We start from the raw sequence: 24,188 nt of genomic DNA, 5'->3' as shown, positions 1-24,188 counted from the left end.
TTGGCACCTCGTACACGAGAGACCCATGAAGAAGATCGAAGCCATCATTAAGCCGTTCAAACTCGACGAAGTGAAGGAAGCCCTTCACGAGGTCGGCATCAAGGGCATCACCGTCACCGAGGCCAAGGGCTTCGGCCGTCAGAAGGGGCACACCGAGCTGTACCGCGGCGCGGAGTATGTGGTCGACTTCCTGCCGAAGGTGAAGATCGAGGTGGTGATGGAGGACTCCCTGGTGGAGCGGGCGATCGAGGCGATCCAGCAGGCCGCCCACACCGGCCGCATCGGCGACGGCAAGATCTTCGTCACCCCCGTGGAAGAAGTTGTCCGCATCCGGACCGGCGAGAAGGGAGGCGACGCGATCTGATCGCGTCCCGAAAACCCGACCACCGGCCAACATGAACCAGCCCCGCCCACAACCGACGCAAAGCCGGCCGACACCGATCGGGCCGACGCAGACCGTCGCAACCGCGAGCGGAACGATCCGTGCGTGGAGGCCCATCCGGGCGCGACTTTTTGTGCTGTCACGTTGTGTGCTTGGGAAAGGCATGACATAACGTCCGCCGCGAGCGCCGTCACCCGCCCCTTGGTCGGTTTGACGCAGCGGGACCCAAACCTCTTAAGCGTGGAAAAAGAGATATGTCCGACATCAGCAAGGTCTTCGACCTGATCAAGGAACACGACGTCAAGTACGTGGACCTCCGCTTCACCGACCCGCGCGGCAAGCTGCACCACACCGCTCAGCACGTCTCGACCATCGACGAGGACGTGTTCGAGGACGGCATCATGTTCGACGGCTCCTCGATCGCCGGTTGGAAGGCGATCAACGAGTCGGACATGATCCTCCAGCTCGACCCGACCACCGCCGTCATGGACCCGTTCTCGGCCCAGCCGACGCTGAACATCCTCTGCGACGTGTACGAGCCGTCAACCGGCCAGCCCTACGCCCGCTGCCCGCGCGGCATCGCGAAGGCCGCCGAGAAGTACATGGCGTCGGCCGGCATCGGCGACACCGCCTACTTCGGCCCGGAAGCCGAGTTCTTCGTCTTCGACGACGTCAAGTTCAAGGTCGAGATGAACAAGGTGTCCTACGAGTTCGAACTCGGAGGAAGGCCCGTACACCTCGGACAAGGACTATGAGGACGGCAACCTGGGCCACCGCCCGGGCGTCAAGGGCGGCTACTTCCCGGTCGCTCCGGTCGACAGCGGCTCGGACCTGCGCGCCGAGATGCTGAGCGTTCTCGCCGAGATGGGCGTGCCGGTCGAGAAGCACCACCACGAGGTGGCCGCTTCGCAGCATGAGCTGGGCATCAAGTTCGACACGCTGGTCCGCACCGGCGACAACATGCAGTACTACAAGTACGTCGTGCACAACGTCGCCCACGCCTACGGCAAGACCGCGACCTTCATGCCGAAGCCCGTCTTCGGCGACAACGGCTCGGGCATGCACATGCACCAGTCGATCTGGAAGGAAGGCCAGCCGCTGTTCGCCGGCAACCAGTACGCAGACCTGTCGGAGCTGGCGCTGTACTACATCGGCGGCATCATCAAGCACGCCAAGGCGCTGAACGCCTTCACCAACCCGACGACCAACTCCTACAAGCGTCTGGTCCCGGGCTATGAGGCTCCGGTTCTGCTGGCCTACTCGGCCCGCAACCGTTCGGCCTCCTGCCGCATCCCGTACGTCGCCTCGCCGAAGGGCAAGCGCGTCGAGGTCCGCTTCCCGGATCCGTCGGCCAACCCGTACCTGGCCTTCGCCGCCCTGCTGATGGCCGGTCTGGACGGCATCCAGAACAAGATCCATCCGGGCGAGGCGATGGACAAGAACCTGTACGACCTGCCGGCCGAAGAGCTGGCCAAGGTTCCGACGGTTTGCGGCTCGCTGCGCGAGGCCCTGGACAGCCTGAAGGCCGACAGCGCCTTCCTGCAGAAGGGCGATGTGTTCACCAAGGACATGATCGAGTCCTACATCGACCTGCGCACCGAGGAGCTGCTGGCCTTCGAGACCATGCCGCACCCGATCGAGTACAAGATGTACTACTCGGTCTGATCCATTGGACTTCGGTCCTCCGGTGTCCGCCCTGCCCTCGCGGCGCGGCGGGCACGACCGGAGGACCGATCCGCGGAACAGAGCACGAAAAAGCCCACCGGCGACACCGTCGGTGGGCTTTTTCGTGTCTGGGACTTGAAGGACGCCTCAGGCGGTGCCGCCGAAGCGCCGGGCCGCCTCGATGGTCAGGCCGGTGCCGACCGAGCCGAAGATGTTGCCCTCCACCACGCGGGCACCGGGCAGTTCGGCCAGGATGGCCGCCCGCACCTGCGGCAGCAACGTGGAGCCGCCGGTCAGGAACACCGCGTCGATCTCCGCCGGCAGCGTGCCGGCCTCGGCCAGACAGGCGCGCACCCGCCCGCCGATGCGTCCGGCCAGGATCGCCGTCGCCTCGTTCAACTCGTCCACCGACACCGGGCGCGTCAGGCCACCGCCGCCCCAATCCAGCAACAGGCCGGCCTCCGGCCCGTCGGACAGCGCGATCTTGGTGCGCTCCACCGCCATGGCCAGGGCGTGGCCCAGCCGGTGCTCGACCACGCCGATCAGCCGCTCGATGCGGTCCGGAGTCGCGGAATCGCGCTTCAGGCGCTCCAGGTCGGCCATCGCCTTGGCGGTGTAGAGAAAGTTGATCTTCGACCAGGTCGCCAGATCGAAGAACAGATGCTTGGGGGCCAGCAGACCGGGACGCTTCATGGCGCTGCCGTGGCCGAGCAGCGGCATGGCCGTCGCCAGCGACAGGTCGCGGTCGAAATCGGTGCCGCCGACGCGGATGCCGTCGTTGGCCAGGATGTCGGCGCTGCGGTCGGCCCGCCCGCGCCGCTCCGGCCCGATGCGGACGATGGAGAAGTCCGACGTGCCGCCGCCGATGTCGGCGATCAGGGCCAGTTCCTCGCGCTCCACCTGCTGCTCGTAGTCGAGCGCGGCGGCGATCGGCTCGTATTGGAAGGAAATGCCGCGGAAACCGACGGAGCGGGCGATCTCGCCCAGCACCTCCTCCGCCGCGGCGTCGCCCGCCGGGTCGCCGTCGACGAAATGCACCGGGCGCCCGAGCACCACGTCGGTCAGCTCGCCACCGAGCGCGGTTTCCGCCCGCTCCTTGACCGCGGCCAGGAAGGTGGCGATGACCGCGCGGAAGGTGATGCGCCCCTTGCGCAGCGCGGTGTCGGCGTCGATCAGGTCGGTGCCCAGCATCGACTTGATCGAGCGCATCAAACGCCCCTCGACGCCCGAGGCATAGGAGTCGATGGCCGCCTGCCCGACCGTCACCGCGTCGGCTTCGAAATCGAAGAAAACGGCGCTGGGCAGGGTCGTCCGCGCGCCGTCGAGGGCAAGCAGTCCGTAACCGCCCCCTCCCATGCCGGCGGCCGCGGACGCCGTCCGCACGCCGAGCGTCGTGTTGGACGTGCCGAAATCGAGGCCGCAAGCCGTCATGGGAACCCCCGCCGTGATGGAAGGGGCGAGGCTATACAGGGGCCGGGGCTGCGGATCAAGACGCGCGACGGAACAGGCCGCGCTTGTCCTTCTTATTCGGCCGGCCTACTCGGCGGGAATGCTGCGGGTGGCCACGATGTGGTTCAAGGTGACGGTCATCACCGCCTCGCCATGCTGGTTCAGCGTGGTGTAGGCCAGCCGGACCGTGCCGCGGTCGCCGCGGCGGGACGGGATGGCCTCCACCACCTCGACCCGGACGCGCAGCGTGTCGCCGGGCCGCACCGGGCGCAGCCAGCGCAGTTCGTCGCCGCCCGAGCCGCCCAGGCTGGTGCCGGTGATGGCCCCGGTGTCACGGAACAGCCGGAAGGTCAGGGACAGGGTGTGGAAGCCGCTGGCGATCAGCCCGCCGAACGGCCCCTCCGCCGCGGCCACCGCGTCCATGTGGAAAGGCTGCGGGTCGAAGCGCTGGGCGAAATCCATGATCTGGCTGTCGGTGACCGTCGCCCCTTCGGTCTCGATCACGTCACCGACGCGGAAATCCTCGAAGTAACGCCCTGCCATGCCCGCTGCCCTCCCGTTCCGTCGGTCCTCGTATGGACGGCGCTAAATGTAGATGGCGCCATCCATATAGAGAACCGCTTTCCCGGCGATCTTCACACGGTCGCCGGCCAGTTCACAGGACAGGGAACCGCCGCGGGCCGAGACCTGCCGGGCCTTGAGCCGCTCCTTGCCCAGCCTCCGCGCCCAATAGGGGATCAGCGTGCAATGGGCGGAGCCGGTCACCGGGTCTTCGGGAATCCCCTGGGCCGGCGCGAAGAAGCGGGAGACGAAGTCCACGCCGCCGCCGCCCGGCGCCGTCACGATGACCGCGTAAAAATCCTCCAGCCGGGCCAGGGCGCTCATGTCGGGGGTCAGGGCGCGCACCGTCGCCTCGTCGTCATAGACGACCACGAGGTCGCGCGCCTTCAGCAGCGCTGTCGGCAGCGGTCCGCCCAGCGCGTCGAGCAGGCCGGCCGGCGGCCCGGCCAGCGGCTCCGGCGGGCGGCTGGGGAAATCCAGCGTGTAGAGGTCGCCGTTGCGGGTGACGCTGAGGGTCCCGGCTTCCCGGGTGGCGAAGTCGATGCGCGGGCAGCCCCACTCCAGCATCGTCGCGATGACGAAGGCCGAGGCCAGCGTGGCGTGGCCGCACAGGTCCACCTCGACCGTCGGGGTGAACCAGCGAATCTCGTAACCGTCGCCGCGGCGGACGAGGAAGGCGGTCTCCGCCAGGTTGTTTTCCGCCGCGATGGCCTGGAGCGTCGCGTCGGGAAGCCAGTCCTCCAGCGGCACGACCGCCGCCGGGTTGCCCGCGAACACCGCGTCCGCGAAGGCATCAACCTGATACAGGGGAAGGCGCACGGTGCCTCCTTACGGTTTCTCGGTGAACAGGAACGCCTGGGGGTGCCGCTCCATCCCCGCCGCCTCATAGAAGCCGATCGCCTTGGGCGCCGACAGGAGAAGGCAGGTGACGCCCTCCCCCACCGCGGCGCGGGTGCGGCGCATCAGCTCCTTGCCGATGCCGCGCCCCTGACGGGCGCGGTCGACGGCGAGATCGGACAGGTAGCAGCAGAAGGCGAAATCGGTGACGGACCGGGCGACGCCGACCAGTTGCCCGTCCGCGTCGCGGGCGGTGACGATCAGGCCGGCGTTGCGCAGCATCGCCTCCACCCGCGGGCGGTCCGCCACGGGCCGGCGCTCGGCCAGCCCGGAGCGGTGGAGCACGTCGATGAAGGCGTCGGCGGTCAGGTCGGGCTCGACGGCGTAGAGGATCGCATCGGCGCTCATCGGCTCAACCCCGCCAGAAGGGCTTGTTGACCTCGCTGTCCACATCGGCGCGGGACACGCCAATGTCCTTCAGCAGATGGTCGTCCAGCCGCATCAGAGCCTGCCGCTGCCGCCACCGCTCGTAGCCGTTCAGGCCGGCCTCCATCACGAACCAGACGGGGCGGATGCCGACGGTGAGGGCGCGCGCGATGACCTTGAAGACGGTCGTGAACGAGGACGATCCGGACGAGCGGGTCGCTTCCGTGGTGCGCATAATGTGCCTCCTTCATCAAAACATTCGGCCCCGAACAATCGAGACAATGGTGATTATGTCCGCGCAATCGCCCCGGTCAATGTCGTTATTGTCACCACTACATTTCCGATATCGGATGTATCCCGACGGCCACACCCACCCGTGACACACCCCCTGGACGAGCCCACTCTCCTTCGACCTCACCGTCCAGGCATAAAAAAGGCCGGCCGCGGAAAGCGGCCGGCCCGGAAGAGCGCCTTGGATGGCGCCGGATGCGGTCCCGTTACTCGCGGTTGCCCATGAGCTGGAGGAGCATCTGGAAGAGGTTGATGAAGTTGAGGTAGAGCGAGAGGGCGCCCATGACGGCGAGCTTGGTGTTGGCCTCATGGCCGTAGCCCTCGGCGTACTCCTCCTTGATGCGCTGGGTGTCGTAGGCGGTCAGGCCGGTGAAGATCACCACGCCGATCACCGAGACGGCGAACTGCAGCGCGCTGGAGCCGACGAAGATGTTGACGAGGCTGGCGATGACGATGCCGATCAGGCCCATCATCAGGAACGAGCCCATCTTCGACAGGTCGGCCTTGGTGGTGTAGCCCCACAGGCTCATCGCCGCGAACATCGCCGCGGTGATGAAGAACACCCGCGCCACGCTGGCCCCGGTGAAGACCAGGAAGATCGACGCCATCGACACGCCCATCACCGCGCAGAAGGCCCAGAACAGCCCCTGCAGCGCGCTCGCCGACATCGCGTGGAAGCGGAAGGACAGCACCATGATGAAGGCCAGCGGCGCCAGCATCACCACCCACTTCAGCGGGGTCGTGAAGATCGGCACATACAGCGCCGGCGTGCTCGCCACGAACAGCGCCACCAGACCGGTCACGCCAAGGCCGAGCATCATGAAGTTGTAGACCCGCAGCATGTGCTTGCGCAGGCCCTCGTCGAACGCCGCACGGTCCACGCCCGCGGCACCGGCGCCCCACCGGCTCTGGTTGGGATACTGGTCGAACATTGCGAAAACTCCCTCGTTCAAGCCTCTGACCGGCGGGCCTGCGACCGGCATGACTCTGACCGGCAGGCCTCCGACCGGCGGTGGGCGCATAGCGGCAACTCGGCCGCCAGAGGGGCCCGGACCCTGGTTGCCCTAATAGTTGGCCGTGTGGCCGGCGCCTTTCAAGAGACCTGCCCCCTCGCGGGAGCCACGCGAACGGGAGCTTGGAACGCGCCCGGCTGTTCCCATATGGCGGCTTGGGAGCGGCCGGTCCGGCAAGCTGGAGCGCCGCGTCACGCATCAACAACTGAGAGCCGGATCAACAACATGGAGAGTGCCGCGTTGAGCGACCAGCACCACAGACGCCTCGAACGGCGGGTGGATCGCATCCAGGAGAAGCTTCCCGACTCCATGGCGCGCGTGCTGGCCTGGCTCCGCGAGCCGCGGGCGACCTGGGTGCGCGTCCCGGCCGGGCTGCTGCTGATTCTCGGCGGGCTGCTCAGCTTCCTGCCCGTGCTGGGAATCTGGATGCTGCCTCTCGGCCTCGTGCTGCTCGCCTACGACGTTCCGTTCCTTCGCCCGCCGATCAACCGCGCGTTGGTGCGGGGCGAGCGGCGCTGGAAGGAGTGGAAGCGGCGCCGCCGCGCCGCTTCCTCATCCTCATGACCGTGATGTTCGCGATCGTCTGCCTGTGACCGTCATCCCCTGACGGGGCCGTTCCGTCAGGAAAAAGCCCCGGTGCGGGCCGGCGTGCGCTCCAGCGGCCCTTCGCCGGGGCTGTAGCGCTCCGACCGCGGGCCGGACAGGCGGTCGTGGTCCTCGTCGGCCACCATGGCCTTCAGCGGGCAGTGTCCGCTCATGCCGCGGGCCACCAGGGCGGCGCCGGCCAGCCCCATGATGGCGCCCCGCACGTCGGCGCCGCGGCGCACTCCGCCCGCCGCCATGACGAGGCCGAGGCCGGTGGACACGGCGCGTTCCAGCGGCCCGAGATTCCGCGCGCCCCCAAAGACGCGGTCGTAGGTGTGTCGGATGGCGTTTTCGGCGCTCATGCCTGAATTCTCCCGGCTGTGCCCGGCGCGAAAGGGATGCCGAAGCGGCGCCGGGCGGTCCTGACTGCAACGCCCGCTTGGCCGTCCGGGTTCCCGCGTGCTCGGCGCAACCCGACACGTACAATCGCGACAATGCGGTGACACTTGCCTGCGGATCGGTACAATGTCATCATTGTCCCCATGACACAGTGGGTTCCTGATCTGGAGGGGCGGCAAGGCCCCCGTTACCGCGCCATCGCCGACGCCCTGTCCGACGACATCGCCAACGGACGGCTCGCCCCCGGCACCCGGCTTCCCACCCACCGCGACCTCGCCTACCGCCTCGGCGTCACCGTCGGGACCATCACCCGCGCCTATACGGAGGCGGAGAAGCGCGGGCTGATCGGCGGCGAGGTCGGGCGCGGCACCTTCGTGCAGGGGCAGCGCCACATGCCCCCGTCCGACCCCTTCACTTGGACGCCCCGGCCGGAACCGTCGGTCATCAACATGACCGTCGTGACGCCGGAACACCCGATGTCGGTGCCGATGATGGGCGCCACCCTGGCCGCCATCGGCGCGTCACCGAATCTCGGGGCGCTTCTGGAATACGCGCCGCACGCCGGCCTGCCCGCGCACCGCGCCGCCGGGGCGCAGTGGCTGACGCGGCAGCACCGGGTGGCCACGTCTGCCGACACGGTCCTGCTGACCACGGGCGCGCAGAACGCCATGGCGGTGGCGCTGGCCGCGGTGGCGCGCCCCGGCGACGTCGTGCTGACGGAGCGGCTGACCAACTACGGCATGAAGACGCTGAGCGCCGTCGAGGGCTATCACCTGGAAGGCATCGCCATCGACGAGCATGGCGTGGTCCCGGACAGTTTCGACAGCGCCTGCCGCCGTCTGGCGCCCAAGGCGCTGTATCTGGTGCCGACCCTGCACAACCCCACGGCCTCCGTCATGCCGCAGGCCCGGCGCGTGGAGATCGCCGCCATCGCCCGCCGCTACGGGGTGGTGCTGGTCGAGGACGACGTGTTCGGCTTCCTGGTCCATGACGCGAAGCCCATCCAGGCCATCGCCCCGGACGTCACGATCTACGTCAACAGCCTGTCCAAGAGCGTCTCGGCCGGGCTGCGCGTCGGCTACGTGGTCGCCCCGCCGGCCCTGGTGCCGCGGGTGGAGGCGGTCATCCGCGCACTGCAATACTCCTCCCCGCCCCTGCCGCCGGAGGTCGCGACGCGCTGGATCACCGACGGCGGCGCCGACCGGATCGCCGAGGCCCAGCGCGGCGAAGCCATGGCGCGCCAGCAGATCGCCCGCTCCATCCTGCCCGCCAGCGCCGTCTGCGGGCACGCCTCGGCACAGCATCTCTGGCTGGTCCTGCCCGAGCCCTGGCGGCGCGACGACTTCATCGCGGAGGCGCTGCGGCGCGGCGTGAAGGTGACGGGCGGCGACGTGTTCGCCGTGGGCCGGGCCAGCGCCCCCCACGCCGTGCGGCTGGGCCTCTGCCACCCGCACAGCCGGGACGAGCTGGCGCGCGGCCTGCGCACGCTGGCCGACCTGCTGGAGAATCCGCAGACGGCGATGCTGTCGATCGTGTGATTGAGGAGAAGCGGAAAAGCCGCGCCCTTACGGGAACGGCCGGACCGTGTGCAGATGGTTCAGCGGGCCGTGGCCATGGCCGAAACCGGGGGCGGAGCGGATGGCCTCGTCCACATAGGCACGGGCGCGGGCCACCGAATCACGCACGGTCAATCCCTGGGCGATGCCGGCGGCGATGGCCGAGGCCAGGGTGCAGCCGGTGCCGTGGGTGTGCGGGGTGTGGATGCGCCGCCCCTCGAACACTTCCTCGCCATCCTCGGTGAGCAGCAGGTCGCACAGCCGCTCGTCCTCCAGATGGCCGCCCTTCAGCAGGACGGTCTTCGGCCCGAAGGTGCGGATCAACTCGGCGGCGCGGCGCATGTCGTCCAGGTTGCGCACCGGGATGTCGGTCAGCGCCTCGGCCTCCGGCAGGTTGGGGGTGACCAGCTCCGCATGGGGCAGCAGGCGCTTGCGCAGGGTCTGCACGGCGTCCGGCTCCAGCAGGAAATGGCCGCTCTTCGAAACCATCACCGGATCGACGACCAGCGGAACGTTGATGGCCCGCGCCTCATACTCGCCGGCCACCGCCTCGATGACGGCGGCGGTGGCGAGCATGCCGATCTTGATGCTGTCGGCCCCGAGATCCTCCAGCACCACCTTCATCTGCAGGGCGACGAAGGCCGGGTCCACCGGGAGCACACCATAGACCCCCGTCGTGTTCTGCGCGGTCAGCGCCGCGATGGCGGTCATGGCGAAGGCGTTCAGCGCGCTGACCGCCTTGATGTCCGCCTGGATGCCGGCACCGCCGCCGGAATCGGATCCGGCGACGATGAGAACACGGCCGTTGATCGGGTGGGCCTGCATCGGGATTGCTTCCGTCTGGTCGTCTGGTTGGAGGGTTGGCCTTAGGAGGCGGTCTCCAGCCGGGCGGCGTCCATGATGGCGCCGGCAATATCGGCCACCACCGCGTGCACCAGCCCTTCGTCGTCGCCTTCCGCCATGACGCGGATCACCGGCTCGGTCCCCGACTTGCGGATCAGGATGCGTCCCGACCCGTTCAGCCGCGCCTCGCCGTCGCGGATCGCCGCCTGGACGGAGGCGATCTCCAACGGCTTCGACCCGGCGGCGAAGCGGACGTTGGTCAGCTTCTGCGGAACCGGGGCGAAGACCTGGCAGACCTCGCTGGCCGCCCGGCCGCCGGACTGGATCAGCACCGCCAGGACCTGGAGTGCGGCGATCAGCCCGTCGCCGGTCGTGGAGTAATCGGACAGCACGACGTGCCCCGACTGCTCCCCACCGACGTTGTAGCCGTGCTCGCGCATATGTTCCACCACATAGCGGTCGCCGACCGGCGTGCGGACCAGAGCGATGCCCAGCCCCTGGAGATGGCGCTCCATGCCCAGGTTGGACATCACCGTGGCGACCACGCCGCCACCCTTCAGCGTCTGCGCCTGCGCCCAGGAGGAGGCGATGAGCGCCATCACCTGGTCGCCGTCCACGACGCGCCCGGCCTCGTCGACCATGATCAGGCGGTCGGCGTCGCCGTCCAGCGCGATGCCCAGATGGGCGCCGTGGGCCACCACCTGCTCCTGCAGGGTCCGGGTCGCGGTGGCGCCGCAATCCTTGTTGATGTTCAGGCCGTCCGGGTTGACCCCGACCGGGATCACGTCGGCCCCCAGCTCGTACAGCACCTTCGGGGCGACGCGGTAGGCGGCGCCGTTGGCGCAGTCCACGACGATCTTCAGCCCGTCGAGCCGCAGGCCGCGTGGGAAGGTGTTCTTCACATACTCGATGTAGCGGCCCGTCGAATCCTCCAGGCGGGAGGCGCGGCCGAGATCGGCGGAACCAGCGAGGTCCGGCGCGAAGGGCTGGCCCATGCGCGTCTCAATGGCCATCTCCACCGCGTCCGACAGCTTGTAGCCGTCCGGTCCGAACAGCTTGATGCCGTTGTCCTGGTACGGGTTGTGCGAGGCGGAGATCATCACGCCGAGATCGGCGCGCAGCGAGCGCGTCAGCATGGCGACGGCGGGCGTCGGCACCGGGCCGAGCAGCACCACGTCCATGCCCATGGAGATGAAGCCCGCGGTCAGCGCCGGCTCCAGCAGATAACCCGACAGGCGGGTGTCCTTGCCGATCACCACGCGGTGCCGGTGGTCGCCCCGGCGGAACTGCAGGGCGGACGCCATCGCGACGCGCAGGGCGGTTTCCGCCGTCATCGGATCGATGTTGGCGGTGCCACGGATGCCGTCGGTGCCGAACAGGTGTCGCGTCATGAAAACCCTCGGGAATGGCCCAGTCACTGTACCGCAATCGCGGATGTGTGAAAATGTCATCGCTTGGCGCGGGGGGCACGGTCAAGAACCCTTCCGCGCAGACGCCAAAGGGTTACATGGGCCATGCGATCACGGCATCCGTGCGGGATGCAGCCCCTCCCAGACGGCGCGCGCCTGGACCGTTTGGGGAACGTCATGCACACGCAGGATCTGCGCGCCCTGATTCAGCGTTTCCAGACCGGCGGCCAGCGATCCGGGCAGCCGTTCCTTGGGCGGCTCGTTCCGCGACAGCTTGCCGATCAGCGTCTTGCGCGACAGCCCGATCAGCAGGGCGCAGCCCAGCCCATGATACAGGGCGGTGTGGCGCAGGATGGCGAGATTGTGCTCCACCGTCTTGCCGAAGCCGATCCCGGGATCGACGGCGATGCGCTCCAGCGCCACCCCGGCGGCGCGGCAGGCCTCCACCCGCTCCTCCAGCCAATCGAAGACGTCGAGCGCAGCGTCCTCATAGACCGGGTTCTGCTGCATGGTGCCGGGTTCGCCCCGCATGTGCATGACCACCACGGGGGCCGCCTTCTCCGCCACCAGCGGCAGCGCGCCGGGGTCGCGCAGCCCGGCCACGTCGTTGATCAGCACCGCCCCGGCGTCGAGCGCCGCGCGCATCACCCGCGCGTGCCGCGTGTCCACCGAGACCACGGCGCCCTTGGCTGCGAAGTGGCGGACCACCGGCAGGACGCGGGCCTCCTCCTCCTCGGGCGACACGGGCGCGGAGCCGGGACGGGTGGATTCGCCGCCGACGTCCAGCAGGTCGGCCCCGGCCTCCAGCATCGCTTCGCCATGGGCGATGGCCGCCTTGGCGTCGAAGAAGTCGCCGCCGTCGGAGAAGCTGTCGGGCGTCACGTTGACGATGGCCATGATCTGCGGGCGCCCAAGGTCCAGACCCCCGAACGGCGCCCGCCCGCGGGTCAGCGCGCCCAGCCGCTGGTCGAGGCTCTGCGCGACGGCGGTCCCGCGCTCCCACCCCCAGGCCATGATCTCGGTCAGCGGCGCGAAGGCCCGCTCGATCCGCGCACCCTGCCGGACGATCAGTTCGGCGGTGGCGAAGGCGAAGCGCCCGCCGGCCAGCGGCACCGCCGCCCCGGCGCTCCAGGCGGCGATGGGCAGCAGCCCCACCGGCCGCAGATAGACGCGGACGCCGCCCTCCCCCGCCCAGGGCGCGAAGGAGGCGAGCGAGCCGGCGGCGGACTTCGGGGCGGGTTTGGCGATCGGGGTTTTTGCGATCGGGGGCATGGCGACGGTTCGTGCAGCGGAACGGAAGACCGCAGCCTGTCACGCCGGGAAGCCCCGGCGCAAGAGACTGCGGTCTTCCGTTTCACCGGAATGCCGTCGCGTGCGCGGTCACGCGCTCTTGGGCAGCGGGGCCAGGGCGGCCAGCATCTGCTTCTTGCGCTCGCCGTAGATGCTGCCGAGTTCCTCGGCGCGCTTGTCGTCGAGCGCCTTCTTGGCCTCCTCGAACAGCTCTTCCTCCTCCTCGTCGAGGTGGTGGCGGGTGACCTCGCCCAGCACCTGGAGCTTCGCCTTCCAGGCGGTGCTGTCAGCGGGCATGGCATTCAGCTCGTCGAGGAAGCCGTTGATGATGTGGTGCTCGTTCAGGCCCTCGGTGGTCTCCTGCTTGGTGTTCTTGGCCTTGGACAGCGACTGGTAGAAGACGGCCTCCTCGATCTTGCCATGGGCCCACAGCTCGCGCTGCAGGTCCTCGTAGGCAGCGCGCCCGTCGCCGTCCGCCTTCTCGGCCGCGTCGAGCAGGCGGCGGATGGTGTCGTGATCCTGCTTGATCCGGTCGAAGATGCTGGTCATGGGTCCTGTCCCGTTGTTGCGGTGTTTCGACCGGACTCAACCCCGGTCCGGATACGGTGTTCCCGGTGCCAAACGGGGTCAGCCATGCCGAACCATCCAGTGCAGGCTGAACAGGCTCCGCTCGTCGGTCCAGCTGCGCTCCGTACCCCAGCCGGCGCGGGCGGCGAGGCGGCGGAAGCCGGGAACGGAATACTTGTAGGAGTTCTCGGTGTGGATCGTCTCACCGCGGGCGAAACGGACGGGATGGCCGGCGATGCGGACCGTCTGGTCGTCCAGGCTGCGCAGATGCATCTCGATCCGCCCGCGTCCCGTGTCGTAGCGGGCGACATGGGCGAAGCGGTCGAGGTCGAAGGTGCCGTCCAGCTCGCGGTTGATGCGGGCGAGCAGGTTCATGTTGAAGGCGGCGGTCACCCCGCGCGCGTCGTCGTAGGCGGCCTCCAGCACCGCCGGGTCCTTGCGCAGGTCCACGCCGATCAGCAGCCGGGCGCCGGCCCCAAGCCGCCGCCCGAGCGTGTCCAGGAAGGCCATCGCCTCGGCGGGCCGGAAATTGCCGATGGTGCTGCCGGGGAAAAAGGCCATCGTCCGTTCCGGCGCGACGCCCCTCGGCAGCGCGAAGCCCCGCACATAATCGGCGGCCACCGGCACCACCGTCACCGCCGGATAGTCGCCGGCCAGGCGGGCGGCGGCGGCGATCAGATGGTCGCGGCTGATGTCCACCGGCACATACATGGCCGGCGCGTCCAGCGCGTCGAGCAGGATGCGCACCTTGACGCTCGACCCACTGCCCAGTTCCACCAGGGTGGCGCCGCGCCCGGCGAGAGCGGCGATCTCGTCCGCGCGGTCGTGCAGCAGCGCGGTCTCGGTCCGCGTCGGGTAATACTCGTCGAGCGTGCAGATCGCGTCGAACAGGGCCGAGCCCTCGGCGTCGTAGAAGTACTTGCAGGGGAGGCTCTTGGCCGGGCGGGACAGGCCGTCCAGCACGTCGGCCAGGAACACGTCGTCCGGCGCCGGGGCCTGCGCCGGCCCCTGGGCCAGATGGGCGCGGGCGGCGGAAATTGCGGTCATCAAGCGTCCTCCGCGAGGCGCACGCCGCTGAACATCCAGCGTTGGTGCGGATAGAAGAAATTCCGGTAGGTGGAGCGGACATGGCCGTCCGGCGTGGCGCAGCATCCGCCGCGCAGCACATACTGGTTGGCCATGAACTTGCCGTTGTATTCGCCGACGGCCCCGGCGGCGGGGCGGAAGCCCGGGTAGCCGCTGTAGGCGCTGGCCGTCCATTCCCAGGCGTCGCCGAACATCTGGACGAGGCCCTCCCCCGCCGCGGCGGCGACCGGGCGCAGCAGCCCGCTGCCCAGCGTGTTGCCGGTGGGGGATAGCCCGGCGGCGGCAGTTTCCCATTCGGCCTCGGTCGGCAGGCGCTTGCCGGCCCAGCGGGCGAAGGCGTCGGCCTCGTAGAAGCCGACGTGGCAGACCGGCGCGTCGTCGTCCAGCGGATGCTCGCCGAGCAGGGTGAACTCCCGCCAGCCGCCGTCCTCGCCGCGCCGCCAATAGGCCGGGGCCTCCCAGCCCTCGGCGTTGACCGTCGCCCAGCCGTCGGACAGCCAGAGCGCCGGATTGCGGTAGCCGCCGTCCTCGACGAAGGCCCGCCACTCCCCGTTGGTAACCAAGCGGGAGAACAGGCGGAAGGGGCGCAGCAGCACCTCGTGCCGCGGCCCCTCGTTGTCGAAGGCGAAGCCCTCGCCCTCATGCCCGACTGCGACGATCCCGCCGTCCACCGCAATCCAGCGCCCCTCATGGGCGCCGCCGCGCAAGGCCGGGCGGTAGGGCCGGTAGGCCGGCGCGACCGGGTTGCAGGAGAACAGGTGCAGCAGGTCCATCAGGATCAGCTCCTGATGCTGCTCCTCATGGGACAGGCCGAGCGTCACCAGCGGAGCCAGCCGTTCGGCGTCGGGCCGCTCCAGCAGGGTCAGCATGGCGGCGTCGACATGGTCGCGGTAGGCCGCCACCTCGGCCACGCCGGGCCGCGTCACCAGACCGCGCCGGGGCCGCGGATGCCGGGCCCCGACGGTTTCGTAATAGGAGTTGAAGAGATAGCCGAAGGCCGGGTCGAAGGCCCGGTAGCCCGGCAGATTCGGGATCAGCAGAAAGGTTTCGAAGAACCACGTCGTGTGGGCCAGATGCCATTTGACCGGGCTGGCGTCCGGCATGGACTGCACCACCTGATCCTCCGGCGACAGCCCGACGGCCAGTTCCGCCGAGGTGGCGCGCACCCGGCGGAATCGGTCGGCGAGTTCCGCCGGCTTTGGCGGCTGTTTTGAGCATGGGCGCTGGGTCCTCCCCGCCTGACAGGTCCCGGTAAAGCTGTGCCGCTTCGCCGGCCCGCCAACCCTCCTTTTGGAGTGGCCCGGACGCACCAGCCGTCGGCAACGCTCCGCCGCACCGCCTGTTCACAGCGGATGAGGCACGGATTCCGACGATCGAACGATGGAGGAACGGCACCCATGCAAGCGCGGCTCAAACCCATTGATGAGCAGGTGATCGTCATCACCGGCGCGTCGAGCGGCATCGGGCTGGTCACCGCCCGCATGGCCGCAAGCCAGGGCGCGAAGGTCGTCCTGGCCGCCCGCGACCGCGACGCGCTCGCCCAGGTGGCGGAAGAGATCCGCGCGGAAGGCGGGGACGCGATCCACTGCGTCGCCGATGTGGCCGACGCCGACGCCCTGCGGCGGGTGGCCGACGCAGCGGTCCGCAGCTACGGCCGGATCGACACCTGGGTGAACAACGCCGGCGTGGCGATCATCGGCAAACTTCTGGACACCGCCCCGGACGACCACCGCCGCCTGTTCGAGACGAACTATTGGGGCGTGGTCAACGGCTCGCTGGCGGCCATACCCCACCTGCGTCAGAACGGCGGGGCGCTGATCAACATCGGCAGCGTGCTGTCCGACCGCGCCATCCCGCTCCAGGGCGCCTATGTCGCCACAAAGCACGCCGTGAAGGGCTTCACCGACGCGCTGCGCATGGAGCTGGAGTCGGAGGGCCTGCCCATCTCAGTCAGCCTGATCAAGCCGGCGGCCGTCGACAGCCTGTACGAGGACCACGCCCTGAACCTGCTGGACGCGGAGCCGAGCAACCCGCCCCCGGTATACGCGCCGGAGGTCGTGGCGAAGGCCATCCTGCATTGCGCCCGCCGGCCGATGCGCGACCTTTATGTCGGCGGCGGCGCCAAGCTGTTCGCGCTGGCGGAAACCTTCGCGCCGCGGCTCACCGACCGGATCATGGAGCGGACCCTGCCGCGGGTCATCCGCTCCGGCGGGCTGCTCCGCCCGCGCAACGACGCCCTGCACAGCCACGGCGACGACGGGCGGGAACGCGCCGGCCGGCATCGCTTCGTGCGGGAAACCAGCCTCTACACCGAGGCCAGGATGCATCCCTGGGTCACCGCCGCGGTGGTCGCCGGTTTCGGCGTGCTGGCCGGGGCGGCGCTGGCTCGGGGCTGGGTGCGGAACGAGGAGGCAGCGTCGGGGCTGAACCGGCACCGCCGGTCGATGCGGCGGCATCGGGACCGGATGGACGAGGAAGGGCGCACCATCGGCCACAACGCCAAGCCGGCATGGCAGGCCGCGGAAGAAGGCATGGTCACCTTTCCCCGCTGACCGCCGCTCTACACCGACTCCCTCGCCGCCTCCGTCACGGGAGCGTGGCGGCGCCCGCGGGTGGCGCGCAGCGCCAGGATCGGCTCCAACTCCTCCGCCAGGACGGGGCGGCTGAACAGGTAGCCCTGGAAGCTCTCGCATCTCAGGCTGCGCAGAAGCTGGAGCTGCGCCTCCGTCTCCACGCCCTCGGCGACCACCGACAGGCCCAGGCTGCGGCCCAGCCCGACGATGGCGCGCGGGATGGAGTCGCCGGTTCCATCCTGCTCCAAATCGTGGATGAAGGACCGGTCGATCTTCAGCTTGTCGATCGGGAAACGGTGCAGATAGCTGAGAGACGAATAGCCGGTGCCGAAATCGTCCAGCGCGATCAGGCAGCCGCGCTGCTTCAGCGCGCGCAGCGTCGCGATGGCCGAGGGGATGTCGTCGATCAGGGTGCCCTCGGTGACCTCGATCTCCAGCTCCCAGCCCTGGAGGCCGTTGCGGTCCAGCGCGGCGCCCACCTTGACGGGAAGCTGCCCGTCGCGGAACTGCTGGGCGGAGACGTTGACGGCGACCGGCACCGTCAGGCCGATCTGGTCGTGCCAGCGGCGGATCTGGGCGCACACCTCGTCCAGCACCCAATCGCCGATGGCCTGGATCAGGCCGGTCTCCTCGGCCACGGGCAGGAAGCGGTTCGGCATGATGAGGCCGGCTTCCGGATGGCGCCAGCGCAGCAGAGCCTCCACTCCGACCACGAGGTCGTCGGAAATGCGCAGCTGCGGCTGGTAGACCAGGAACAGCTCGCGGTTCTGCAGGGCGTGGCGGAGCGCCGCCTCCAGGTCCAGGCGCTCGCGGGACCGCGCCCCCATCTCGCGCGTCACGAAGCGGTAGGCGTTCCGCCCGGCGTCCTTGGCGTTGTACATGGCGATGTCGGCGCAGCGGATCAGCCCCTCGGCATCCTCGGCGTCGTCGGGAAACAGGCTGATGCCGATGCTGGGCGACACCACGAAGTTCCGCCCGCCGATGGCGAAGGGGGTGGCAAGCTGGGCCATCACCTTTTCCGCCACCGCGGCGGCGACGCCCGGCGTCGGGATGTTCGGGACGACGATCAGGAACTCGTCGCCGCCCAGCCGGCCCACCGTGTCCGACGGGCGCATCGCCCCGTGCAGCCGCCGCGCCACCGACCGCAGCACCTCGTCGCCGAAGGAATGGCCCAGGCTGTCGTTGATGATCTTGAAGCGGTCCAGATCGATGAACAGCACGGCGACCCGCGCGCCGTCGCGTCGCGCCTCGCGGGCCGCCTGGGCGATGCGGTCGAACAGCAGGACGCGGTTGGGCAGGCCGGTCAGCGGGTCGTAATGGGCCAGATAATGGACGTGCTGCTCGGCCCGCCGCTTGTCGCCGACATCCTCGACGAAGGCCATGACGAAGGGCGGATCGCCGGGGGTGGACACCGGCTGGAGATGGAGGGAAAAGTGGCTGTGCCGCCCCCCGGCCATCAGCAGGCGGTCGACCTCCAGCCGCAGGCTCTCCCCGGCGATCGCGGAGTCGATGGCGGCGGTCACCGCCGGGTCCGGCGCGCGCAGCCTCATGTCCGTTCCGACCAGCGCGTCGCGCGCCACCCCGACCGTGCGGGCGAAGGCGGGATTGCAGTCGGTGATCCGGCCGTCCGGCCCGACGAGGGCGATGCCCAGCGGCGCCTGGTTGAACAGCAGGTCCAGTTCCGTCTCGCGGCGGCGCAACGAGGCGGTGATGCGCCTTGCGATCACCAGCGCCCGGTGCCGCGTCGCCGCCAGCGCCCACAGCAGGGCCGACAACAGCAGGCTGAGCGACAGCCCGGCCGCCAGGACCAGCGTCGGCTTCCAAGGATCCAGCCCCTCCTCGAAACTCGACCGGCTTTCGTACTGGACCGCCCAGACGCGGTTGAGCAGGGCAAGGTCGCGGCTTGTGCTCAGCAACGGCCGGTCCGGCGACTCCGGGCGGCTGCGGTAGAGCGGGAACTCCCCCCGCCCTTCGAACACCGTCGCCGCGACGTCGCCCATCCGGCCGAACACGGACTCGGCCAGCGGAGCCACCTGGATCGGCGTCATCACCAGACCGGCGAAGCTCGCCCGCCGCTGCTCCAGCGTGGCCGGGCTGCGCCCGTCGCGGTAGACGGCCTGGAAGACGATGACGGCCGGCGGTGACGGCTCACCCTCGTCGAGCTTCAGGCCGGCGGTGCGGACGATTGTCGGCTCGCCGCTGTCCCGCGCCTGCTCGGCGGCGGCGCGACGCACCGGCTCCGCCAGCAGATCGTAGCCGAGCGTGCGCAGCGTGCGTTCGTTGACCGGGGCGGCGTACAGCGTGACGAGCCGCATCGGACCGGCCGTGTCCGGCCAGATGCGGAAACCGCGCAGCCCGTCCATCCGGGCCTCCGTCACCAGTTCCGGTCCGGTCCATTGGTCGGCGACCCGCGCGAAGGCGACGGCACCGATCGCGGGAAAACGCTCGGCCAGATGCAGCCCGTCGACGAAGCGGTTCCATTCGGCGCGCTTCACCTCCGGGTAGGCGGTGAACAGGGCGGCCGCGGAGCGCGTCACCTGCACGTAGGCCTGGATCTGACTCTCGAAACGGCGATGCAGCTCCTCCACCCGCAAGGCGAACCGGCCCTCGGCCTCCGCGGCGACGCGCTGGCGGCTGTCCTGCCACACCAGAGCCGTCAGAAGAAGTGCCGCCAGCAGAACCAGAAGGGGGAGGCGCTTGGGAATGGCCACCGCACCGGCGGTGGAAGCGGCCATGGAATCGGTGATGGTCTCGCCCGGCGCAAGGTCAATCGGATCGGGGCTGGAAGACCTCTGCATGGGGCCGTACCGAAGCTGCCTGTGGCGCCGCGCCCCGGATTCCGACCGTCGGGACAACGCGCGCCGGTAGACCTTAACCAGATTGGGCCCGTGCGAGAAGCGTATAAATCAGGGCGAAATCGCCCGAAGCGTGCGACGGCGTTCAAAACTCCTGCAACACCTTGGGGCTGTTCTGCAAAAGCGTGTCGATCATGCGCAGGATCTGCTCGATCTTGGTGCGCGTGGCGTCCAACTCGTCGGCGGTCTTGTCGTCGATGCCCGCCTCCATCAGCATCATGTCGAAGGCGTTCAGCGTCTCCGAAAAGGCCTTCTGTTCCGCCTGGAGCACGTCGAAGGCGCCGAGCGAGCTGGTCAGCGCCAGCGGCGGATCGCTGACGAAGGCGTAGCTGATGTCGGTGAAATGGGCGATGGCCGTCAGCTTCTGCCGGATCACCCATTGCGGGAAGTTCGGCGGCAGGTCGTTCCCCGTCTCGGGCAGGCGCTCCTGGATGGAGAAGACCAGCCCCTGGATGTCCAGATAGGCGTTCCGGATCTCGCGGAAATGGGGAAAGGTCTTGGGCTTGCCGGCGTTGCGGACGCGGCCCAGCCGGGCGTTGTCGTCGGTCAGCTTGCGCGCCATCTGGACCACGATGTTCGCCACCTTCCCCATCGCCCCGTCATCCTTTTGTTTCGCGGCTGTCATCGATCTATAGCACGCGCCGCCCGGCCCGGGGCAGGACGTTCACGTCGCCGGCCGCTCCGGCGCCTGCGGCAGGCGGTCGCCCATTCCGCGGAGCAGCGCCTCGCGCGCCGCGTCGTCGGGGGCGGCGTCGAGCGCCCGGTGCAGGTCGAGCAGGAAGGCGGCGTAGCGGTTGTGCCAGTCCCGTTTGGCGGCCACCGCCTCCGGCTCCAGCCGTGGTGGACCGCCCTGGGCCTCGGCCGGCTCCCGGACCGGGACGGCGGCGCTCAGGTCGGCCACCTCGTCCAGCTCGGGCAGGCGGATCAGCGCCGGATCCCAGCCGCGGCGGACCAGCGCGTCGCGCAGGCCGGCGCGGGCGTCCTCCTCGCCATGCACCAGGAACAGGCCGCGCTTCACGCCCTGCCGCGCCGCCACCCAGGCCAGCAGGCTGCTGCGGTCGGCGTGGCCGGAATAGACGTCCAGCGACCGGATGCGGGCGCGCACCGCGATCTCCTCGCCATGGATGCGGACGGTGGCCGCCCCCTGCTGCAACAGGTGGCCCAGCGTGCCCGGCGCCTGATAGCCGACCAGCAGGACCGTGGCCTCCGGGCGCCACAGATGGTTCTTCAGGTGATGGCGGATGCGCCCGGCGTCGCACATGCCGCTGGCCGCCATGATGATGGCGCCACCCCTGATCGCGTTGAGCTTTTGGCTCTCCGCGACGGAGCGCACACGGTGCAGGTTGGGCCGGGCGAAGGGATCGCCCCCGGTGCCGAGATCGGCCAGATGGCGGCGGAACACCCCGGTGACGGAGTCGGCCAGCGGCGAGTCGAGAAACACGTCGACCAGCGGAATTTCGCCACGGTCGAACAGCCGGTGCAGGTCGTAGAGCAGCTCCTGCGTGCGTTCCACCGCGAAGGCCGGGATCAGCAGCGGGCCGCCCGCGGCGAGCGCCGCCCGCACCTCGTCGCGCAGCAGGGCCTGCCGCTCGGCCTCGCCCACCTCGACCCGCTCGCGGTTGCCGTAGGTGGTCTCCAGCACCATCCAGTCGGGCCGCGGCGGCCCCTCCGCGTCGGCGTGGAAGGATTTGCCGCCCGGCCCGAGGTCGCCGGAGAACAGGATCGTCTCCGCCGTCCCGCCGCGCGTCACCTCCAGCTCCACCGACGCCGAGCCGAGGATGTGGCCGGCCTGCCAGAAGCGGGCGCGGATGCCGGGCAGCACCTTCACCCACTCCCCGTAATCGACCGCGTGCAGGTGGCGGATGGCCGCCTGGGCGTCGGCCTGGGTGTAGATCGGCTCCACCGCCGGGCGCCCGCGCTGGCGGTTGCGGCGGTTCAGCCGCTCGACTTCCGTCTCCTGGATGTAGCCGCTGTCGGGCAGCATGTAGGCCAGCAGGTCGGCGGTGCCGGCCGTGGTGTGCACCCGCCCCTTGAAGCCCTGGCGGACCAGCTTCGGCAGCAGGCCGGAATGGTCGATGTGCGCGTGGGTCAGCAGCACCGCCTTCACGGCGGACGGCTTGAAGGGGAAGGGCCGGTAATTCAGCTCCTTGACCGTCTTGGTGCCCTGGAACAGGCCGCAGTCGATCAGCAGGTCGCCGTCGCCGGTCCGGATGCGGAAGCAGGACCCGGTGACCGTGCCGACGGCGCCGTGGAAGGTGAGGGACAGTGTCATGGCGAAACCCCGCCTTGTTGTGCCCTGTCCCTCTATCCTGCCCGACGAAGGGTTACCGGCCCGTCAACAGGGGGCCATCAACAGGAGGCTGCCAGAGCGTCGGCGATCAGCCGGGCGAGCGGCAGGGCGTTGCTGGGGTGCGGAACCCCGTCGCAGGACAACGGCGCTCCCAGACCTTCGGATTGGAAACGGGCGGCCACCGCCGCGTCGAACAGGGCGTGGACCCCGAACACGCGGACCGATGCCGCGCCCGCAGCCCGTGCGGCCCGCGCGCAGGAGAAGATGGTCTCGCCGGAGCTGATGACGTCGTCGACGATCACCACCGGCCGGCCGGCCAGGGGCGCATCGGCGGGCAGGGTCACCGTCACGTCACGGTCGCCGCGACGCTCCTTGCGCCCGACCAGGGCGGTGAGGCTGAGCGGCCCGGCCACCGCCTCGACCAGCGGAGCGGCCTCCTCGTCCGGGCCGACGATCACGGTGTCGGGCGCGGCCCCGTCCTGGCGCAGCCGCTCGGCGATGGCCCCGGCGCCGCTGAGGCAGACGGACGGACGCCCGACGAACACCTCGTCCAGCGTGTGGGTGCGGTGCAGGTGCGGCTCCACGCAGACGAAGCGGTCATACAACCGGCCCAGCCAGTCGCCCACCACCGTCTGGCTGACCGGCTCGCCGGGGCGGAACACCGCGTCCTGGCGCATGTAGGCCATGTAGGGGGCGACGAGGCACAGCTCCGTGGCGCCCTGGCGGCGCAGGACGGAGGCGGCCAGCGTCAGTTCCACCAGCTTGTCGTTCGGGCGATCGAGCGAGCGGTAGACCACCGCCCGTTCCACGGCTTCGGGAAGGCGGACGAGGCTTTCGCCGTCGGGAAAGCGGTGCAGTTCGGCGATGTGGCAGGGAACGTTCAGAGCCTCGGCCAGACGCCGCGCGCCGTCGGCCGATTCCGGAAATCCATAGACGCCCGTGTAGCGGGCCATGCTGTCCCCTCTCGCGTTGCGCGCCCGGACTTGGGCGCCCCGTTTCGGCCCGTACTATGCCGCAAGGGCCGCAGCGCCGCGACCACGACCTTAGGCGCAACGTTACCGTGAAGGCGATAGGACGGCAGAGGTGAACACCCACAAATGACACCGTGGACGCCCGCCACTTATTGACCGCAGACGAAGGTATGAGGCAGTTTCCCGCCATGCGCGTGCTCATCGCCGACGATACGGTCCTGATGCGCACCATGCTCTCGGAGCAGGTGGCGTCCTACGGGCATGAGGTCATCCTGGCCAGGGATGGCCGGGAAGCGCTGAATCTTGCCCAGGCCGAACCCTTCGACATCGCCATCATCGATTGGGAAATGCCTCGGCTGTCGGGGCTGGAGGTGTGCTGGCTTCTGAAGGCCGATCCGCGCACCGCCTACAGCTACCTGATCCTCATGACGTCCCATGATGAACCCTTCTATGAGATGAAGGCGCTGGACGCCGGAGCGGACGACTTCATCCACAAGCCGGTGAACCGCGCCCACCTCAAGGCGCGGCTGAAGGCGGGCGGCCGCATCACCGACATGCACCGTTTGCTGGTTGCTCAGGCGCAGACCGACCCGCTGACCGGCGTCGCCAACCGGCGCGCCCTTCTGGACCGAGCGGGTGAGGAGATCCGGCGGGCGCAGCGGTCACGGCAACCTCTGTCCCTGCTGATCGCCGACATCGACCATTTCAAACGCATCAACGACAGCCGCGGCCACGCCGCCGGCGACGAGGCCTTGCAGCGCTTCGTCCGGACGCTGGACGGCGCCCTGCGTCCCGGCGATCTGGTCGGTCGCTACGGCGGGGAGGAGTTCGTGGTTCTGCTTCCCAACACCGCGCTGACGGACGCCTCGGTCGTGGCGGAGCGCTTGCGCCAGCGCGTCGCCGCGCAGGAGATGGGGCCGGACGGCGATTCGTTCCACATGACCGCCAGCTTCGGCGTCGCGCCCGTCGCGCCGGACGCCCCCGGCGGCATCGACGACGCGCTCCGGGTGGCCGACGCCGCGCTGTATCGGGCGAAGGCCGAAGGGCGGAACCGCGTGGTCCCTTCTCCTTAGACCGTTCACGCCGTGCCTCTCCCGCCCGTCTCCGGCAGCGAAGCCAACGGGATGCGGAGAAGAGGCG

The 24,188-nt window shown here is 69.6% G+C and carries 22 protein-coding genes and 1 pseudogene; 6 read left to right on the top strand and 17 right to left on the bottom strand.

Annotation, left to right across the window (positions count from 1 at the left end; translation table 11 throughout):
- The first annotated feature begins 25 nt into the window (after positions 1–25).
- The gene (locus ACWPN5_RS06140; protein ID WP_014240107.1) at positions 26–364 is read left to right on the top strand and encodes a P-II family nitrogen regulator; all 339 of its coding nucleotides are present in this window, start codon (positions 26–28) and stop codon (positions 362–364) included.
- Between the two features lie 272 nt (positions 365–636).
- Positions 637–2,047, top strand: a pseudogene (gene glnA, locus ACWPN5_RS06135) (type I glutamate--ammonia ligase).
- 147 nt (positions 2,048–2,194) lie between these two features.
- Here the strand turns inward: glnA and ACWPN5_RS06130 are convergent.
- From ACWPN5_RS06130 to ACWPN5_RS06105, 6 genes are all read right to left on the bottom strand, one after another.
- Entirely contained in the window at positions 2,195–3,478 is a 1,284-nt protein-coding gene (locus ACWPN5_RS06130; protein WP_145684816.1) for an Hsp70 family protein, read from the bottom strand.
- 105 nt (positions 3,479–3,583) lie between these two features.
- Positions 3,584–4,039: a MaoC family dehydratase gene (locus ACWPN5_RS06125; RefSeq protein WP_145684813.1), complete on the bottom strand. Its 456-nt coding sequence runs from the start codon at positions 4,037–4,039 to the stop codon at positions 3,584–3,586.
- A 42-nt stretch (positions 4,040–4,081) separates the two neighbouring features.
- Complete coding sequence (locus ACWPN5_RS06120; RefSeq protein ID WP_492294830.1) at positions 4,082–4,876, bottom strand: PhzF family phenazine biosynthesis protein; 795 nt, start codon at positions 4,874–4,876, stop codon at positions 4,082–4,084.
- A gap of 9 nt (positions 4,877–4,885) precedes the next feature.
- The gene (locus tag ACWPN5_RS06115; protein WP_492294828.1) at positions 4,886–5,302 is read right to left on the bottom strand and encodes a GNAT family N-acetyltransferase; all 417 of its coding nucleotides are present in this window, start codon (positions 5,300–5,302) and stop codon (positions 4,886–4,888) included.
- Between the two features lie 4 nt (positions 5,303–5,306).
- Complete coding sequence (locus tag ACWPN5_RS06110) at positions 5,307–5,555, bottom strand: DUF1127 domain-containing protein (RefSeq protein WP_109469165.1); 249 nt, start codon at positions 5,553–5,555, stop codon at positions 5,307–5,309.
- 262 nt (positions 5,556–5,817) lie between these two features.
- Positions 5,818–6,543, bottom strand: a complete 726-nt coding sequence (locus tag ACWPN5_RS06105; RefSeq protein WP_492294826.1) for a Bax inhibitor-1/YccA family protein — start codon at positions 6,541–6,543, stop codon at positions 5,818–5,820.
- A 306-nt stretch (positions 6,544–6,849) separates the two neighbouring features.
- Between ACWPN5_RS06105 and ACWPN5_RS06100 the strand changes: the two genes are divergently transcribed.
- Positions 6,850–7,188, top strand: a complete 339-nt coding sequence (locus ACWPN5_RS06100) for a hypothetical protein (protein ID WP_051658087.1) — start codon at positions 6,850–6,852, stop codon at positions 7,186–7,188.
- A 56-nt stretch (positions 7,189–7,244) separates the two neighbouring features.
- Here the strand turns inward: ACWPN5_RS06100 and ACWPN5_RS06095 are convergent, their stop codons facing one another.
- The gene (locus ACWPN5_RS06095) at positions 7,245–7,571 is read right to left on the bottom strand and encodes a YgaP family membrane protein (protein ID WP_145684806.1); all 327 of its coding nucleotides are present in this window, start codon (positions 7,569–7,571) and stop codon (positions 7,245–7,247) included.
- A gap of 180 nt (positions 7,572–7,751) precedes the next feature.
- Here ACWPN5_RS06095 and ACWPN5_RS06090 point away from each other — a divergent pair, with 180 nt between their 5' ends.
- Positions 7,752–9,146, top strand: coding sequence for an aminotransferase-like domain-containing protein (locus ACWPN5_RS06090; protein WP_492294824.1), 1,395 nt, complete (start codon positions 7,752–7,754; stop codon positions 9,144–9,146).
- 27 nt (positions 9,147–9,173) lie between these two features.
- Here the strand turns inward: ACWPN5_RS06090 and thiD are convergent, their stop codons facing one another.
- The 6 genes from thiD to egtB all read right to left on the bottom strand — a co-directional run bounded on the left by thiD (position 9,174) and on the right by egtB (position 15,525).
- Positions 9,174–9,989, bottom strand: coding sequence for a bifunctional hydroxymethylpyrimidine kinase/phosphomethylpyrimidine kinase (thiD, locus tag ACWPN5_RS06085; protein ID WP_492294822.1), 816 nt, complete (start codon positions 9,987–9,989; stop codon positions 9,174–9,176).
- Between the two features lie 41 nt (positions 9,990–10,030).
- A complete protein-coding gene (gene glmM / locus ACWPN5_RS06080; RefSeq protein WP_492294820.1) occupies positions 10,031–11,398 on the bottom strand; it encodes a phosphoglucosamine mutase in 1,368 nt (455 codons plus the stop codon).
- Between the two features lie 129 nt (positions 11,399–11,527).
- Entirely contained in the window at positions 11,528–12,688 is a 1,161-nt protein-coding gene (folP, locus tag ACWPN5_RS06075; RefSeq protein ID WP_492294818.1) for a dihydropteroate synthase, read from the bottom strand.
- Between the two features lie 108 nt (positions 12,689–12,796).
- Positions 12,797–13,255, bottom strand: coding sequence for a hemerythrin domain-containing protein (locus tag ACWPN5_RS06070; RefSeq protein ID WP_014240091.1), 459 nt, complete (start codon positions 13,253–13,255; stop codon positions 12,797–12,799).
- Between the two features lie 78 nt (positions 13,256–13,333).
- Entirely contained in the window at positions 13,334–14,320 is a 987-nt protein-coding gene (gene egtD, locus ACWPN5_RS06065) for an L-histidine N(alpha)-methyltransferase (RefSeq protein WP_492294816.1), read from the bottom strand.
- A complete protein-coding gene (gene egtB / locus ACWPN5_RS06060; protein ID WP_492294814.1) occupies positions 14,320–15,525 on the bottom strand; it encodes an ergothioneine biosynthesis protein EgtB in 1,206 nt (401 codons plus the stop codon). Before egtB ends, egtD begins: the two co-directional genes overlap by 1 nt.
- Positions 15,526–15,756: 231 nt before the next feature.
- On the opposite strand from egtB, the gene ACWPN5_RS06055 reads away from it, so the two are divergent.
- Positions 15,757–16,911 carry an SDR family oxidoreductase gene (locus ACWPN5_RS06055; RefSeq protein WP_145684791.1) on the top strand — a complete coding sequence of 385 codons (1,155 nt, stop codon included), beginning with the start codon at positions 15,757–15,759 and terminating at the stop codon, positions 16,909–16,911.
- Positions 16,912–16,919: 8 nt separating this feature from the next.
- Here ACWPN5_RS06055 and ACWPN5_RS06050 read toward each other — a convergent pair whose 3' ends face one another.
- The 4 genes from ACWPN5_RS06050 to ACWPN5_RS06035 all read right to left on the bottom strand — a co-directional run bounded on the left by ACWPN5_RS06050 (position 16,920) and on the right by ACWPN5_RS06035 (position 23,030).
- The gene (locus tag ACWPN5_RS06050; protein WP_492294812.1) at positions 16,920–19,730 is read right to left on the bottom strand and encodes a bifunctional diguanylate cyclase/phosphodiesterase; all 2,811 of its coding nucleotides are present in this window, start codon (positions 19,728–19,730) and stop codon (positions 16,920–16,922) included.
- 142 nt (positions 19,731–19,872) lie between these two features.
- Complete coding sequence (locus ACWPN5_RS06045) at positions 19,873–20,379, bottom strand: hypothetical protein (RefSeq protein ID WP_145684789.1); 507 nt, start codon at positions 20,377–20,379, stop codon at positions 19,873–19,875.
- Positions 20,380–20,451: 72 nt separating this feature from the next.
- Positions 20,452–22,059 carry an MBL fold metallo-hydrolase gene (locus ACWPN5_RS06040; protein ID WP_492294810.1) on the bottom strand — a complete coding sequence of 536 codons (1,608 nt, stop codon included), beginning with the start codon at positions 22,057–22,059 and terminating at the stop codon, positions 20,452–20,454.
- 77 nt (positions 22,060–22,136) lie between these two features.
- On the bottom strand, positions 22,137–23,030 hold the full coding sequence (locus ACWPN5_RS06035; RefSeq protein ID WP_145684785.1) for a ribose-phosphate diphosphokinase: 894 nt from the start codon (positions 23,028–23,030) through the stop codon (positions 22,137–22,139).
- A 206-nt stretch (positions 23,031–23,236) separates the two neighbouring features.
- Between ACWPN5_RS06035 and ACWPN5_RS06030 the strand changes: the two genes are divergently transcribed.
- Complete coding sequence (locus ACWPN5_RS06030) at positions 23,237–24,121, top strand: GGDEF domain-containing protein (RefSeq protein WP_492294808.1); 885 nt, start codon at positions 23,237–23,239, stop codon at positions 24,119–24,121.
- Positions 24,122–24,188: the final 67 nt, after the last annotated feature.

The organism is Azospirillum sp. UENF 211521 (assembly GCF_058780535.1).
The sequence above is the reverse complement of the archived record's forward strand: the minus strand, read 5'-3'. Positions and strand labels throughout refer to the sequence as shown.